Raw genomic sequence first — 15,787 nt, forward strand, 5'->3', positions numbered from 1 at the left:
TTCTATTCTACACTTTTCTATTTTACCTTGCTCTAGAATTTTTAAACTGCTATACTTATAACAGAAACCCCTTCCAAAGGAGGTAACGGATGTCTCATTCCTTTAAAAGATCTCTTCAAAAAGAAATTCTCCATAGAAGTTCTATAGCAGCTTTTATATCCTCTCTTTTATTACTAATTTTTCTTTTTGGGTTTTCCTATTTTTTACAAAAACAACAACTAGCTAAAGATACTCAACAAATTGCTCAACATGTTCATGACATGAAACAAGCGAATTATGAATTGTTGGAAACTATGAATAAAAAGATGGTTCCAGAATTTATAGAAGGTAAACACACTGACAGAGAATTGTTTAGTCTATTTTATGAAACTAAAGCTCAACTAAAACTCAGTTCTGATTTTGTCATTCTCGATGATACTGGCGAACTTTTATTTAGCACTAATCGCAATCATAAAGAAACTCTTTTAGCTCCCTATTATTTAAAATTATTAATTCAAAATACTACCCAAGGGTCCATTTCAGAGAAAGTTGCTCTATCTATGGATAAGCAGCATTATGCTGTCTTTATTATGCCCATAATTCAAAATCAACGAGCAATAGCTTACAGTATTTCTTTTGTTAATGAGAATGACTTCGTATCAAGTATCCCTTTAATTAATTCAAAATACGTCATCACAGATACCTTTGGTAATATATACTCTAGTAATACTAATCAATTTACACAATCAACTCTGGAAAAATTTGATGAGAAATCGCTCCGTTCAAAAACACATTGGTTCATTGAAAATCCACTATTGATCAAAAAATATAAAGTTGATTCAATTTTTTCAATTTACACTTTCCAATCATTCTTTCCTATTCCTAGTTTACTTAGCCTTGCTTCCATACTAACACTTTGTATCTTTCTATTATATTTTTGGCAGGCTAGGAGAATCGCCCATAAAATCGCAACTCATAATGCTGATCCTATTGAAAGTTTAGTCTTTCAATTACATGCGATTCCTAAGAAAAAAGAAAAGAAACTCAGGCTCCATACGGGGGATGAATTTGAACTGATAGCTGAGAAAATTAACAATATGCTACAGGAGTTAGATGAGCTTCATCAAAAGATGTTGACCATTGAAAAGGAAAAATGGGTTTTTGAAAGAAAAATGCTAGAAGCTCAGTTTAATCCTCACTTCCTATACAATACCTTGGAAACCATTAAAATCACGAGTATGATTGATGCTAGTATTACTCAAGACCTTATTCAAAATCTCACACGTATCCTGCGATATAGTGTAACTGAATTAGAGAAAGAAACGACTCTTGGGAAGGACTTAGAAATTATCGAAGCTTATCTAAAAATTCACCAAATTCGCTTTGAACAATTTTCTTACCAAATTGACTGTTCTAAAAATCTGTATTTCCAAGCCATTCCAAAACTTTTCCTATTACCTCTTGTAGAAAATGCTCTAAAATACGGAAGGCAGTATCGTATAGATCTTTCCATCTCTATCAAAATCACTCAAAATCAGGAAGAGCTAACCTTTATCATTATGGATAATGCCGGTGGTTTAACTAAACAAGAACGCCTACATATCCTAGAATCCCTGAACAGTCCACATACTCAACACGGTATTGTCAATAGTTACAAACGATTGAATAACTTCTTTGATAATGTCGAATTGGATTTAGGAGTAAACCCTAAAGGTGAAACATTTGTTAAATTTGTCACGAAAGGAAGAACACATGTTTAAGCTAATCATTGTCGAAGACGAGCACTTAATTCGAAAATGGCTTGAGATTGCTGTAGACTACTCTACCTTAGGTATTCAAGTCGTAGGAACCGCTAGTCATGGACAAGAAGGAATGGAACTAATTCAAAAACTAAAACCACATATTGTACTGACAGATATCACTATGCCTATCATGGATGCCTTCATGATGTTTGAAGCCACACAGTCTATTTCCTATGAAAAAGTAATCCTATCTGGCTATGATGATTTCCAAAATGCAAAAAAAGCTATGCAATTTGGAGCTGTAGATTTTCTATCAAAACCCATAAATATTATAGAATTAACAGAATGTCTAGAGAAAATAATTCTTCGTCTTCAAATGGATCAACATCAAAACAAGCCATTTTTACAAGATTATCAGATTTTTGTCGCCTCTCTTCAAAAAATCAATCCTCAAAACCAACTGATTCAACAAATTCTCGAATTTATACACCAACACTACTCCGAACACTTTACTATTTCTACCATTGCAGAAAATTTAGGCTATAGCGAAAGTTATCTATATAAAGTTATCAAAGAAAATTTTCCAATTACCTTGAATGAATATATCCTACAGTATAGATTAAAACAAGCGGTTGAAAAAATAATTCAACATCCTGACTATCCACTTAGCCAAATTGCTGAACAAGTGGGGTTCTCAGACTATAAGTATTTCGGGAAAGTTTTTAAGAAATACTTTCATATCTCTCCAAAAGAGTTAAAAAACATTGGAAGAATAGTATAGAAATTATTCTTCTTTTTTGTAGAGAATTTTCCACTATTAGGATAGAATTTTGAGTTTTAAAAACGCTTACATTCTTTTACAATAGATATAACAAAAACTTTGGAGGTATCCATCATGAAAAAGAAATGGATGTATTTTGCTGCTTGTGGACTTGCTATTCTAGGGCTGACTGCCTGCTCTTCTGACGACACTTCAGGAGATAAGGCAACCGAAAATGGTGGAAGCGACACTCTTGTAGTCTATTCACCAAACTCAGAAGGTTTAATTGGTGCAACAATTCCTGCTTTTGAAGAAAAATATGGTATTAAAGTTGAACTCATTCAAGCAGGAACTGGTGAGCTCTTTAAAAAGCTAGAGTCTGAAAAAGAAGCACCTGTAGCAGATGTCATATTTGGTGGTTCCTATACTCAATATGCCACTCACGGAGAACTCTTTGAAAATTACGTTTCTCCAGAAAACGAAAATGTAATCAAAGAATATCAAAATACAACCGGTTACTCAACTCCTTACACATTAGACGGTAGTGTATTGATTGTAAATCCTGACTTGACTAAGGGTATGAATATTGAAGGATATAGCGATCTTATCAAACCTGAGCTCAAAGGAAAAATTGCAACAGCTGACCCTGCTAACTCTTCTAGTGCTTTTGCTCAACTAACAAACATGTTACAAGCTGAGGGGGGCTATACAGATGACAAGGCTTGGACTTATGTAAAAGATCTCTTCACATTAATTAATGGTAAAATCGGTTCAAGTTCATCTGGTGTTTATAAAGCAGTGGCAGATGGAGAAATGGCTGTTGGTCTTTCATATGAAGATCCTGCAGTTAAACTTCTAAACGATGGTGCCAACATTAAAGTTGTTTATCCAAAAGAAGGAACTGTCTTCTTACCAGCAAGTGCTGCCATTATTAAAAACGCGAAAAATAAAGAAAACGCTAAGAAATTTATCGATTTTATCATTTCTCAAGAAGTTCAAGATACCCTTGGTACAACAACTACTAACCGTCCAGTTCGTAAAAATGCTAAAACTAGCGAAAACATGAAACCAATTGAACAAATTAAAACACTAACTGAAGATTATGACTATGTCATCAAAAACAAATCAGAAATTGTTAAGAAATACAACGAAATCTTTACAGATATCCAATCTAAACAGTAATAGGGGTTGACTATGAGCGAGATTAAAATTATTAATGCTAAGAAAATTTACAATGATGTGCCCGTTATCGAAAATTTAAATGTTACAATTCCTAAGGGGAGCCTTTTCACTCTCCTTGGGCCTTCAGGATGTGGGAAAACAACTTTGCTTCGTATGATTGCTGGGTTCAACAGCATCGAAGGAGGAGAATTCTACTTCGATGATACCAAAATTAATAACATGGAACCTAGCAAGCGTAACATCGGAATGGTATTCCAAAACTATGCGATTTTCCCACATTTGACAGTGCGTGATAACGTAGCGTTTGGACTCAAGCAGAAAAAAGTTCCAAAAGAGGAGCTCATAAAACAAACTAACAAATACCTTGAGTTAATGCAGATCTCCCAATACGCTGATCGTAGACCAGATAAACTTAGTGGTGGTCAGCAACAACGGGTTGCCTTAGCACGTGCCTTAGCTGTTAATCCTAACGTTCTCCTCATGGATGAACCCCTCAGTAACCTAGATGCAAAACTTCGCTTAGATATGCGTCAAGCTATTCGAGAAATCCAACACGAAGTTGGTATTACAACTGTCTACGTAACTCATGACCAAGAAGAAGCCATGGCTATTTCTGACCAAATTGCCGTTATGAAAGATGGTGTTATTCAACAAATTGGTCGTCCAAAAGAACTTTACCACAAACCAGCGAATGAATTTGTCGCCACCTTTATTGGTAGAACAAACATAATTCCTGCTCGTTTAGAAAAACAAGCTGATGGATCTTACATAGTCTTTGAAGATGGTTATTCTCTTCGTATGCCAGCTCTTGACCAAGTCAAGGAACAAAACATCCGTGTCAGCATTCGCCCTGAAGAATTCATCCGTGATGAAAATGGTCCAATCAATGGAACAATCACCGACAGTGTTTACCTTGGGCTTAACACTGAATACTTCATTGAAACTGGATTTGCTCCAAAACTTCAAGTAAGTGAAGAATCAACATTCGAAGAGGATTTAGAAAAAGGAGATTATGTTCGTTTGAGAATCAATGCTCAAAAACTCAATGTCTTCTCTGAAGACGGTTCGCGTAATCTCATAAAAGGAGTCAGCCATGGAGCGTAAAAAACTAAACATCTGGACTGCATCTTCCTTCTTCATCTTCCTTACCTACTTGGTTTTCTTGGTCTACCCAATTGTGACTGTATTAAAGCAAGCACTGGTACACGAAGGTAGCTTCTCTTTAGAAAATTTTGTTACATTCTTTAGTAAATCTTATTATTCTGAGACACTCATTAATAGTTTTAAAGTTTCTGTAACTGCAACAATTACTTCTGTCGTTGTTGGTACCTTGCTAGCTTATCTATTTTCAATGTATGACTTCAAGGGAAAGAAATTTTTGCAAATCTTGATTATCATCGCATCCATGTCAGCTCCCTTTGTGGGTGCCTATTCTTGGATTCTACTTCTTGGTAGAAACGGAGTTATTACAAAATTTCTAACCAACACACTCCATTTGCCTGCTTTTGATATCTATGGTTTTAAAGGTATTGTACTTGTCTTTACACTCCAACTTTTCCCACTCGTTTTCCTTTACGTAGCTGGAACCATGAAGAGTATTGACAACTCCCTCTTGGAAGCTGCTGAAAGCATGGGATCTTTCGGCTTTAAACGAATTGTAACAGTCGTTTTACCTCTTCTAGTCCCAACTTTACTAGCAGCAGCGCTCCTAGTGTTTATGAGAGCTTTCTCAGACTTCGGTACTCCGATGCTGATTGGTGAGGGATATCGTACTTTCCCAGTATTAATCTATACTCAGTTTATCAGTGAAGTTGGAGGCAACTCGGCTTTCGCATCTGCCTTAGCAATCATGGCCATTACAATCGCCCTTGCTATCTTCCTCGTCCAAAAGTATATTTCAAATCGTTTCAGCTTCAGTATGAACTCGCTTCATCCAATCGAACCTAAGAAAACGACAAAAGGAAAGATGGCTGCTATTTATGTAACTGTTTATGGTATTATTTTATTCTCTGTCTTACCTCAAGTTTACTTGATTTATACATCCTTCCTTAAAACATCAGGTATGGTATTTGTTAATGGATACTCATTAAATAGCTATAAAACAGCCTTCAACCGTATGGGGTCTGCTATTTTCAATACCATTCGCATCCCTCTACTTGCCTTGATTCTCGTTGTTTTATTTGCAACCTTCATCTCATACCTTGCTGTTCGTAAACGTAACCTATTTACGAATTTAATCGATAGTCTTAGTATGGTACCTTATATCGTACCAGGAACTGTTCTCGGTATTGCATTTATCTCTTCATTCAATACAGGAATCTTCGGAAGTGGCTTCCTTATGATTACAGGAACAGCCTTTATCCTAATCATGTCCTTATCTGTTAGAAGACTCCCATATACTATTCGATCTTCAGTAGCTAGCTTGCAACAGATTTCTCCGAGCATTGAAGAAGCTGCAGAAAGTTTAGGAAGTAGTCGTCTTAATACCTTTACTAAAATCACCACCCCAATGATGCTTTCAGGTATCATCTCAGGTGCAATCCTATCATGGGTAACAATGATTTCAGAACTTTCTACTTCAATTCTCTTATACAATGTTAAGACTAGAACAATGACTGTAGCTATCTACACTGAAGTACTTCGTGGAAATTATGGTGTGGCAGCTGCTTTGTCAACTATCCTCACTGTCTTGACAGTTACTTCATTATTACTATTTATGAAAATTTCTAAAAACAATAGCATTACCCTCTAGTTTTCCCCTATCAAAAACAGCCAAAAGGATATCCCTCGGCTGTTTTTTTCTTATGTTTATATGGTTACCAAATCTCTAGTTTATGGCAAGCAGTTCTATTTTGACTAAATAGAGGGCTCTTCCATCTTCTCACGTCCGAGCTCTCGATAGCTACGGTCACCAACAACTTCTACGCTAAACTGACCGTCCTCATATTCAAGAATCGTCACGCTACCATTATCCAGACCATGCGGATGCATGCCATTGATCAGATAAACAATGGTACCAATCGTCATTCCATGGCTCACAACGAGGGCATTACCCCCACCTTGTTCTTCCATTTCTTTAGCAATCGCTTCAAAGCCTTCCTTGATTCGACCACTGAGTTTTTCCCAACCTTCAGCCCAGCCTGCAGTATCAACCTCTACCAAACCTTCTGCTAGTTCTGCATAGGACAACTGATGAACATGGTCTACATTGAAAATTCTCGGAATCAATCCCATAAAGAGGTCCCCATCATAGGCCCCATCAAAACTACCAAAGCACCACTCTCTGATGCGCTTGTCCATGCGGTAAGGGATTTTCCCCTGTAGTCCAAGTTCTTCTAGGATAATTCCCATGGTTTGAATAGTGCGACCTGAATCACTGGAATAAGCGCGGTCAAACTGCAAGCCAGACTCTCTCAAGCCAATTCCCAGTTCATGGATTCCCAACTCACCTTCTGCAGTCAGAGGTGTATCACTCCATCCTTGAGCACGTCCAATGGTGTTAAACATCGTTTTCCCATGACGGACCAAATACAATCTTACTTTAGACATTTTCTATCCTCCATTTTCTTCTATTATATCATGGATCAAAGAAATATTCGGCTTTCAAAAGCAAAGCCAACATTTGTAAATTATCCAAAAGAAAAGCTACCCTCATGGTAGCTTCCCTAGGAGATTATTATGAAAAAGTTTAGGATTTCTATTAAACAAAGTTAGGAGGTCTTCATTTAATGATTATAGTATACACATCCATCCTTAAAAACAACTTAAATCATCTCACTTTTTCTCAATTTTTAAAACTATGGATTGGAGCTGGGATTTGCCCACCGCGAGAGATGAAATCAACAGACGAAGCCCCGTTGACTTTCATCACTGGAGCTGTCCCTAGCAAGCCACCAAACTCAATCATATCGCCTTCTTTGCCCTTTGGAATAATACGAACAGCTGTCGTTTTCATGTTAATAACACCGATTGCCGACTCATCCGCAATCATAGCTGCAATGGTTTCAGCAGGCGTATCTTCCGGAATGGCAATCATATCCAGTCCAACTGAACAGATAGCAGTCATGGCTTCTAGTTTCTCTAAATTCAGAGAGCCATCTTGCACCGCAGCAATCATCCCCTCATCTTCAGAAACGGGGATAAAAGCACCTGACAAGCCACCGACTTGGTTACAAGCCATCACTCCGCCCTTCTTAACTTGGTCATTCAAAAGAGCGAGGGCAGCCGTTGTCCCATGCGTACCAACTGTTTCTAGGCCCATTTCCTCAAGGACACGAGCCACAGAATCACCAACTGCAGGAGTAGGTGCCAAGCTTAGGTCGACAATTCCAAAGTCAACACCAAGGCGTTCACTCGCCATTTGTCCAACCAGCTGACCGATACGAGTAATCTTGAATGCTGTTTTCTTGACTGTTTCCGCTACTACATCAAAGCTCTCTCCACGAACCTTTTCCAAGGCACGCTTGACCACACCAGGACCCGAAACCCCGACATTGATGATAACATCTGCTTCGCCAACACCATGGAAAGCCCCTGCCATAAAAGGATTGTCCTCAACAGCATTAGCAAATACGACCAACTTGGCCGCACCCATATCTGACATCGCAGCTGTTTCCTTGATGATACGTCCCATATCAGCGACCGCAGTCATGTTGATACCTGACTTGGTCGAGCCAATGTTAACAGACGAACAAACCTTGTCTGTCTCAGCTAGAGCGCGCGGGATAGAATTGATGAGAATTTCATCTCCTTTTTGGTAGCCTTTTTGTACCAAGGCAGAGAATCCACCGATAAAGTCAACACCAATCTCCTTGGCAGCCTTGTCAAGTGCCTTTGCCAAAACAAGATAGTCTGTCGCATCAGTCGCAGCACCAATCAATGAAATCGGAGTCACCGATACCCGTTTATTAACAATAGGAATCCCAAGTTCTGCAGCAATTTCATCTCCTACAGCCACTAGATTTGCAGCTTTAGTGGTGATTTTTTGGTAAATCTTTTCAGCAGCACGATTGATATCTGGATCAATACAGTCCAAAAGGGAAATCCCCATGGTGATGGTTCTGATATCGAAGTTCTGCTCCTCGATCATGGCAATGGTTTCTGTAACTTGTCTAATATCCATGATAAGCTCCTAGATATTATACATAGCGTCAAAAATCGCCGCACTTTGAATATTGATTTTGACATTCAAGGTCTGACCGAAAGTTTCAAACTCATTTCGCAGATAAGTGAAATCCTGTTTTTCGTCACTAGAAACGACCGCCATCATAGTAAAGTATTCATCCAACACCGTCTGAGAAATATCGTCAATATTCAAACCCAACTCTGCAATCTTAGTAGACACGCCTGCAACGATCCCAGCCTTGTCCTTACCAACCACTGTAATAATAGCCTTCATTCTTATACCCCATTTCTACGATTTTTAGAAAACCTGAACGTTTTTGATTTTCTTTTTTCCTAGTATAGCATATTTCCATAGATAATACTAAAAAACGCCTGCTTACGAAATTGTTCTTAAGAAAAAAACAATTTCGTAAACAAGCGTCTACCCTATCAAATGATGATGAGTGTTCCCGCTAGGACCGAAGTCCCAGCGGTAGACCAGAGCTAGACTAAGAGCACAAGACTCCATCATCATAACACTCAACAAAATTGATGATTTTATACTAATTCGATGATCGCCATTGGCGCAGCATCACCACGACGTGGTTCAGTTTTAAGGATACGAGTGTATCCACCGTTACGTTCAGCATAACGAGGTGCGATTTCTGAGAACAATTTTTGAAGTGCTGTAGTTGAAGTGTACTTATCAGTTGCTTCATCATAGTTTTCAGATGCGATTTCATTACGTACGAAAGCAGCTGCTTGACGACGTGCATGCAAATCACCACGTTTACCTAGAGTAATCATTTTTTCAACAGTTTTACGGATTTCTTTAGCACGAGCTTCAGTTGTAACGATTGATTCGTTGATCAAAAGGTCAGTTGTCAAATCGCGAAGCATTGCTTTACGTTGTGAGCTAGTGCGTCCTAGTTTACGGTAAGCCATGTATTCCTCCTTTATTTATCTTTTAATCCAAGACCCAAGTCAATGAGTTTGAGTTTCACTTCTTCCAAACTCTTGCGTCCAAGATTTCGTACTTTCATCATCTCTGCTTCAGATTTTTCTGTCAAATCATGCACAGTATTGATACCGGCACGTTTCAAACAGTTGTATGAACGCACAGACAAGTCCAGTTCCTCAATCGTACGATCCAAAATACGATCGTCAGATTCAGTATCAGCTTCTTTCATCACTTCAGTTGACTTAGCAATCTCAGTAAGATTTGTAAACAAATCAAGATGTTCTGTCAAGATACGTGCTGAAAGCCCTAAAGCATCTTCTGGAATAATTGTTCCATTAGTCAAGATTTCAAGGGTTAATTTGTCAAATCCATCATTGCTACCTACACGAGCAGGCTCTACTTGATAGTTGACTTTTGTAACTGGTGTATAAATAGAATCTACAGCAAGTGTTCCAACTGGTGCATTATCTTTTTTGTTTTCATCAGCAGGTACATATCCACGACCACTGTTAACAGTCATTGTCGCTTTTAGAGAAGAACCTTCACCGATTGTAAAGAGATAATGATCTGGATTTACAATTTCAATATCACTATCAGTCAAAATGTCTCCAGCTGTAATTTCAGCAGGACCTTCAACGTCAAGTTCAATGATTTTTTCGTCTTCAACGTATGATTTCACTGCAATCCCTTTAATGTTCAGAATGATTTGCATCACGTCTTCACGAACACCTGGAACTGTGTCAAACTCATGCAAGACACCTTCAATGTTGATAGATGTCACTGCTGCTCCTGGTAGAGAAGCTAGTAGTACACGACGAAGAGAGTTACCAAGAGTTGTACCGTAGCCACGTTCAAGTGGTTCGATTACAAACTTGCCATAATCTTTATTTTCATCAATTTTTGTTATATTTGGTTTTTCAAACTCAATCATTTAGTTACTCCCTCTTAAACGAAAAGCAGTGTAATGCGATGATTATACACGGCGACGTTTTGGAGGACGAGCACCATTGTGTGGCACTGGAGTCACATCACGAATTGCTGTTACTTCAAGACCAGCGGCAGCAAGCGCACGAATAGCTGACTCACGACCAGAACCTGGACCTTTTACAGTAACTTCAACTGATTTAAGACCGTGTTCTTGTGCAGATTTAGCAGCAGCTTCAGAAGCCATTTGAGCAGCGAATGGTGTAGATTTACGAGAACCTTTGAAACCAAGAGCACCAGCTGATGACCAAGCAATTGCATTACCATGCACATCAGTAATCATAACAATAGTGTTATTAAATGTAGCGTGAATATGAGCAATACCAGATTCGATATTCTTTTTCACACGACGTTTACGTGTTGGTTTAGCCAAGACTTTTACCTCCTATATTATTTTTTCTTACCAGCAATCGCAACAGCTTTACCTTTACGAGTGCGAGCGTTGTTTTTAGTGTTTTGTCCACGGACAGGAAGTCCACGACGGTGACGAATACCACGGTATGAACCGATTTCCATCAAACGTTTGATGTTCAAGTTTACTTCACGACGAAGGTCACCTTCAACTTTGATTGCATCCACTTCACGACGGATAGCATCTTCTTGGTCTGATGTAAGGTCACGTACACGAACATCTTCTGAGATTCCAGCAGCAGCCAAAATTTTCTTAGATGTTGCAAGTCCGATACCATAAACATAAGTCAATGAGATTACTACGCGTTTGTCATTTGGAATGTCAACTCCAGCAATACGAGCCATGTTTTCTCCTTTCTATCTTATCCTTGACGTTGTTTGTGTTTTGGATTTGCTGGGCAAATTACCATAACACGACCATTACGACGAATTACTTTACAGTATTCGCAAATTGGTTTGACCGATGGTCTTACTTTCATTTCTTATCCCTCCAAGTTTTTCGATTATTTAAAGCGGTAAGTGATACGTCCACGTGTCAAGTCATATGGACTCATCTCGACAGTAACACGATCTCCCGCTAAAATACGAATATAGTTTTTACGAATTTTACCAGAAACTGTTGCTAAAATCTGATGTCCATTTTCAAGTTCAACCGTAAACATTGCGTTAGGCATTGTATCGACTACTTTGCCTTCAACTTCAATCACATCGTCTTTTGCCACGCAAAAGCACCTCCATAAATTTCGATTCGATGCCTCTGAAAACAGAGACAACAATTATAAGTCAGACTATCTCAGTATAACATTTGTAGCGATTTTTTGCAAGTATGAAAAACGCTTTATTTCAAATTTGTCAATACTTTTTCGATGTCTTTGAACACATCATTGATATCTTGATTTCCTTCGATATCGTGGACCAAACCTTTGGCACGGTAGTGAGCAATGATTGGTTCACCTTGGGCGATATTCACATCCAAACGACGCTTCACTGTCTCAGGTTTATCATCTTCACGTTGGTAGTAATCTTCCTCTTTATAGTCAACTGGTGGGTTGAAAACTTTATGGAAGGTTTCACCTGTTTCGCGGTGGATGATACGACCACTCAAACGTTCCAAGAGACAATCTGGATTCACTTCGATATTGATCACGCCTTCTAGTTCGATACCAAGTTCCGCCAATGTTTTGTCCAAGGCATGGGCTTGTTCAATCGTACGTGGGTAACCATCCAACAAGAAACCTGTTTCCTTGATGTCGTCCTGTGAAAGGCGTTCTTTAACGATTCCATTTGTAACTTCATCTGGAACCAACTCACCTTTGTCAATATATGACTTCGCAAGTACACCCATTTCAGTTTGATTTGCCATAGCAGCACGGAACATATCTCCAGTTGAAATGTGTGCCACGTGGAATTGCTCCACAATTTTAGCTGCTTGCGTTCCCTTACCTGCTCCAGGTAAGCCCATAATCAAAAGATTCATGATAGGATCTCCTTATTTTGTATTTAAATAGAAGTAGAAATTTGTTTCAACCCCTATTTAAAAACAAAATAGAAGAGGGGAGACGAAAATCTTTCTGATAGATAGATCTTCATACTCCACTCTCTAAGCAAAAGTAATTTTGCTTTTATTCTGTTTTATCCATGAAACCAACATACTTACGTTTCAATAGGTAACCTTCTAGCTGTTTGATTCCTTCAATACCTGTTGAGATAATGATCAAAAGACTAGTTCCCCCAAAAGCAACAGCTTCTGAAAGACCAAAGACATCTTTTGCCACAATCGGCAAGATTGAAATCACACCTAGGAAGATCGATCCGACAGTCGCAAGGCGACGAAGAAGTTTCGACATGAATTCTTCAGTTCCCTTACCAGGACGGACACCATGAATGTAGGCTCCACTCTTTTGTAAGTTTTCTGCTGCTTTCTCTGGATTGATCTGTACAAATGTATAGAAGAATGTAAAGAGAATGATTAACAAGGCATACATAGCAACACCTGTCGGAGATGTTGTAGATAACATTTCCTGTGCTGTACGTACCCAAGCCCAATCATGACCTGTAGCACTCAGAAATTGAAGAATGGCTGCAGGTGCTGCTGTAATGGAACTTGCAAAGATAACTGGGATAACCCCCGCTGGGTTCACCTTCAAAGGAAGGTATGAGCTTGATGGGGCTCCTTGAGCAACTTTTGTATATTGGATTGGAATTTTATATTCTGCCTGTTGAACATAGGTTGTAAAGTAAACAATCAACAAGACAGCGATAGTCAAAATAACGACAAAGATAATAGATGAAGTCAAACGGCTACTTGGAATATTGACGAAGTAGTCAACATAGATACCCTTAATCATCTCAGGAATTGAAGCAACAATACCTGCAAAGATAATCATAGAAACACCATTTCCGTATCCCTTATCTGTAATTTGTTCCCCGAGCCAAGTTACAATCATACTACCTGCTGTGAGGATAATACCAATAGTAACAAAAACTTGTGGAGTTAAAGCTGTCGTTAATAATTTCGCTCCAGATAGAGTATTAAATCCTGCTGTAATCCCGATAGATTGAACAAATGCAAGTACAAGTGCAATATAACGGGTAGCCTGATTTAGTTTTCTCCGTCCTACTTCCCCTTGTTTGCCCCATTCTACAAACTTCGGTAAAATATCCATTTGTAGCAATTGAACAACGATTGAAGCAGTGATATACGGACTTACTCCGAGTGCAAAAACGGAGAAGTTCTTCATGGCATTCCCTGAAACAAGACTAAGCATGTTCAAGAAAGATAAACCACTGAGAGCTTCCAAACTTTTTGCATTCACACCTGGAACAGTGATACTTGTCCCAATACGGAAAACAAGAATGATAAAAATCGTAAAGAGAATTTTTGATCGAACTTGTTTAACCTTGAGCGCTTCTTTTAGTAATTTAAAAAACATGGGTCACCTCTCTTAGATGACTTCTACAGAACCACCTTTAGCAGTGATAGCTTCCTCAGCTGATTTAGAGAATTTAGCTGCTTTCACAGTCAATTTCTTAGTCAACTCACCGTTACCAAGAATTTTAACTCCTGATTTTTCAGCTTTCACAATTCCTGCTTCGATAAGTACAACTGGAGTTACTTCTGCACCGTCTTCAAAGACGTTCAATTGGTCAAGGTTTACAATTGCGTATTCTTTAGCGTTGATGTTAGTGAATCCACGTTTTGGAAGACGACGGAACAATGGAGTTTGTCCACCTTCAAAACCAAGGCGAACTCCGCCACCGCTACGAGCTTTTTGACCTTTTTGACCGCGACCAGATGTTTTACCGTTACCTGATGAAGTACCACGACCAACACGGTTACGTACTTTACGAGAACCTTCTGCAGGTTTCAATTCATGAAGTTTCATTATTATTTTCTCCTCTTTTGTAAAATGCTAGCGCCGATAAGAGAGAAAAGGTTGTCTCCCTTATCAACTCGCCTATACATTGTCATCTTAGATGACTATACCTAGTTTTAGGGGATGAGTATTGCCACATCCCCTAAAAATTCATTAGTTTACTTCTTCAACTGTTACCAAGTGAGATACTGCAGTGATCATACCACGAATAGCAGCGTTGTCTTCTTTGATAACAGAGCTGTTCAATTTGCCAAGTCCAAGTGCTACAACAGTTTTACGTTGTGATGGAATGCGTCCGATTGGAGACTTAGTCAAAGTAATTTTAATTTGAGCCATTTTATCCCCTTTCTTATGCCAAATCAGAAACTGAAATACCACGAAGGGCAGCAACTTCTTCAGCGCGTTTCAATTGTTTCAAACCTTCAACAGTTGCGCGAACAATGTTGATTGGAGTGTTAGAGCCAAGTGATTTAGATGTAATATCTGCCACACCTGCCAATTCCACAACGGCACGAACTGCACCACCAGCGGCAACTCCAGAACCTTCTACAGCAGGTTTCAACAATACTTTAGCTCCACCGAATTCTGAAAGAACTTCGTGTGGGATTGTTGTTCCAACCATAGGAACCTCAATCAAGTTTTTCTTAGCATCTTCTACTGCTTTGCGGATTGCTTCTGGAACTTCTTGAGCTTTACCAGTACCAAATCCTACGCGACCGTTGTGGTCACCAACAACAACAAGAGCTGCGAAACGAAGACGACGTCCACCTTTAACAACTTTTGTAACACGGTTGACAGCAACTACGCGTTCTTCTAATTCAACTGCATTGTCTTTAAATGCCATTTTCTAGTGTCCTCCTATTAGAATTTCAATCCGTTTTCACGAGCTGCATCAGCCAAAGCTTTCACACGTCCGTGATATAGATATCCACCGCGGTCGAACACCACTTCTGAAATACCTTTAGCGTTTGCACGTTCTGCAACGAGTTTACCGACAGTAACGGCTTGTTCAGTTTTAGTTCCTTTTGAAACTTCTTTGTCAAGAGTTGAAGCACTTGCGAGCGTTACACCCGCTACGTCATCAATCACTTGAGCGTAGATGCCTGTATTAGAACGGAATACGTTCAAACGTGGGCGATCAGCAGTTCCAGAGAGTTTTCCGCGAACGCGACGGTGGCGTTTTTGGCGGAGTTTGTTTTTATCTGGTTTAGAAATCACAGTTTTCACCTCTTTAGTTTTAAATCATGTGCTATGCACTAAGTTGGAAAATAGGTTGGTGGTTGAAAAT

Annotated in this window: 20 protein-coding genes; 5 read left to right on the forward strand and 15 right to left on the reverse strand. The window is 39.0% G+C overall.

Going from position 1 to position 15,787, the window contains the following annotated elements; genetic code table 11:
• Positions 1 to 89: 89 nt before the first annotated feature.
• From MP387_RS08085 to MP387_RS08105, 5 genes are all read left to right on the forward strand, one after another.
• A complete protein-coding gene (locus MP387_RS08085; protein WP_242746228.1) occupies positions 90 to 1,739 on the forward strand; it encodes a sensor histidine kinase in 1,650 nt (549 codons plus the stop codon).
• Positions 1,732 to 2,502 carry a response regulator transcription factor gene (locus MP387_RS08090; protein ID WP_242746231.1) on the forward strand — a complete coding sequence of 257 codons (771 nt, stop codon included), beginning with the start codon at positions 1,732 to 1,734 and terminating at the stop codon, positions 2,500 to 2,502. The genes MP387_RS08085 and MP387_RS08090 overlap by 8 nt, the downstream gene beginning before the upstream one ends.
• Positions 2,503 to 2,616: 114 nt before the next feature.
• Entirely contained in the window at positions 2,617 to 3,663 is a 1,047-nt protein-coding gene (locus tag MP387_RS08095) for an ABC transporter substrate-binding protein (protein WP_045592949.1), read from the forward strand.
• Between the two features lie 12 nt (positions 3,664 to 3,675).
• Positions 3,676 to 4,767, forward strand: coding sequence for an ABC transporter ATP-binding protein (locus MP387_RS08100; RefSeq protein ID WP_242746234.1), 1,092 nt, complete (start codon positions 3,676 to 3,678; stop codon positions 4,765 to 4,767).
• The gene (locus MP387_RS08105) at positions 4,757 to 6,415 is read left to right on the forward strand and encodes an ABC transporter permease (RefSeq protein WP_242746237.1); all 1,659 of its coding nucleotides are present in this window, start codon (positions 4,757 to 4,759) and stop codon (positions 6,413 to 6,415) included. Before MP387_RS08100 ends, MP387_RS08105 begins: the two co-directional genes overlap by 11 nt.
• 104 nt (positions 6,416 to 6,519) lie before the next feature.
• Here MP387_RS08105 and MP387_RS08110 read toward each other — a convergent pair whose 3' ends face one another.
• From MP387_RS08110 to rplR, 15 genes are all read right to left on the reverse strand, one after another.
• Complete coding sequence (locus tag MP387_RS08110) at positions 6,520 to 7,212, reverse strand: histidine phosphatase family protein (protein WP_242746240.1); 693 nt, start codon at positions 7,210 to 7,212, stop codon at positions 6,520 to 6,522.
• A 235-nt stretch (positions 7,213 to 7,447) separates the two neighbouring features.
• The gene (locus MP387_RS08115; protein WP_242746242.1) at positions 7,448 to 8,785 is read right to left on the reverse strand and encodes a PFL family protein; all 1,338 of its coding nucleotides are present in this window, start codon (positions 8,783 to 8,785) and stop codon (positions 7,448 to 7,450) included.
• Between the two features lie 9 nt (positions 8,786 to 8,794).
• Positions 8,795 to 9,061: an ACT domain-containing protein gene (locus MP387_RS08120; protein WP_000644111.1), complete on the reverse strand. Its 267-nt coding sequence runs from the start codon at positions 9,059 to 9,061 to the stop codon at positions 8,795 to 8,797.
• Positions 9,062 to 9,324: 263 nt separating this feature from the next.
• The gene (gene rplQ / locus MP387_RS08125; RefSeq protein WP_000331493.1) at positions 9,325 to 9,711 is read right to left on the reverse strand and encodes a 50S ribosomal protein L17; all 387 of its coding nucleotides are present in this window, start codon (positions 9,709 to 9,711) and stop codon (positions 9,325 to 9,327) included.
• An 11-nt stretch (positions 9,712 to 9,722) separates the two neighbouring features.
• Complete coding sequence (locus tag MP387_RS08130; RefSeq protein WP_000568993.1) at positions 9,723 to 10,658, reverse strand: DNA-directed RNA polymerase subunit alpha; 936 nt, start codon at positions 10,656 to 10,658, stop codon at positions 9,723 to 9,725.
• Between the two features lie 42 nt (positions 10,659 to 10,700).
• Positions 10,701 to 11,084: a 30S ribosomal protein S11 gene (gene rpsK / locus MP387_RS08135; protein ID WP_001118385.1), complete on the reverse strand. Its 384-nt coding sequence runs from the start codon at positions 11,082 to 11,084 to the stop codon at positions 10,701 to 10,703.
• 17 nt (positions 11,085 to 11,101) lie between these two features.
• Positions 11,102 to 11,467, reverse strand: a complete 366-nt coding sequence (gene rpsM / locus MP387_RS08140; protein ID WP_000090781.1) for a 30S ribosomal protein S13 — start codon at positions 11,465 to 11,467, stop codon at positions 11,102 to 11,104.
• 17 nt (positions 11,468 to 11,484) lie between these two features.
• Positions 11,485 to 11,601 carry a 50S ribosomal protein L36 gene (gene rpmJ, locus MP387_RS08145; protein ID WP_001808836.1) on the reverse strand — a complete coding sequence of 39 codons (117 nt, stop codon included), beginning with the start codon at positions 11,599 to 11,601 and terminating at the stop codon, positions 11,485 to 11,487.
• A 24-nt stretch (positions 11,602 to 11,625) separates the two neighbouring features.
• Positions 11,626 to 11,844 carry a translation initiation factor IF-1 gene (infA, locus tag MP387_RS08150; protein WP_001029883.1) on the reverse strand — a complete coding sequence of 73 codons (219 nt, stop codon included), beginning with the start codon at positions 11,842 to 11,844 and terminating at the stop codon, positions 11,626 to 11,628.
• A gap of 116 nt (positions 11,845 to 11,960) precedes the next feature.
• A complete protein-coding gene (locus MP387_RS08155; protein WP_001050433.1) occupies positions 11,961 to 12,599 on the reverse strand; it encodes an adenylate kinase in 639 nt (212 codons plus the stop codon).
• 145 nt (positions 12,600 to 12,744) lie between these two features.
• Positions 12,745 to 14,055 (reverse strand): preprotein translocase subunit SecY, encoded by a 1,311-nt coding sequence (gene secY, locus MP387_RS08160; RefSeq protein WP_000465389.1) that lies wholly within the window; start codon positions 14,053 to 14,055, stop codon positions 12,745 to 12,747.
• A 12-nt stretch (positions 14,056 to 14,067) separates the two neighbouring features.
• On the reverse strand, positions 14,068 to 14,508 hold the full coding sequence (rplO, locus tag MP387_RS08165; protein ID WP_000766089.1) for a 50S ribosomal protein L15: 441 nt from the start codon (positions 14,506 to 14,508) through the stop codon (positions 14,068 to 14,070).
• Between the two features lie 144 nt (positions 14,509 to 14,652).
• Positions 14,653 to 14,835: a 50S ribosomal protein L30 gene (gene rpmD, locus MP387_RS08170; RefSeq protein ID WP_000057241.1), complete on the reverse strand. Its 183-nt coding sequence runs from the start codon at positions 14,833 to 14,835 to the stop codon at positions 14,653 to 14,655.
• A gap of 13 nt (positions 14,836 to 14,848) precedes the next feature.
• Positions 14,849 to 15,343: a 30S ribosomal protein S5 gene (rpsE, locus tag MP387_RS08175; RefSeq protein WP_000874204.1), complete on the reverse strand. Its 495-nt coding sequence runs from the start codon at positions 15,341 to 15,343 to the stop codon at positions 14,849 to 14,851.
• 17 nt (positions 15,344 to 15,360) lie between these two features.
• Complete coding sequence (gene rplR / locus MP387_RS08180; RefSeq protein WP_004244055.1) at positions 15,361 to 15,717, reverse strand: 50S ribosomal protein L18; 357 nt, start codon at positions 15,715 to 15,717, stop codon at positions 15,361 to 15,363.
• Between the last annotated feature and the right edge of the window lie 70 nt (positions 15,718 to 15,787).

Origin of the sequence: Streptococcus oralis, assembly GCF_022749195.1 — a bacterium.
Lineage (GTDB): Bacteria > Bacillota > Bacilli > Lactobacillales > Streptococcaceae > Streptococcus > Streptococcus oralis_CI.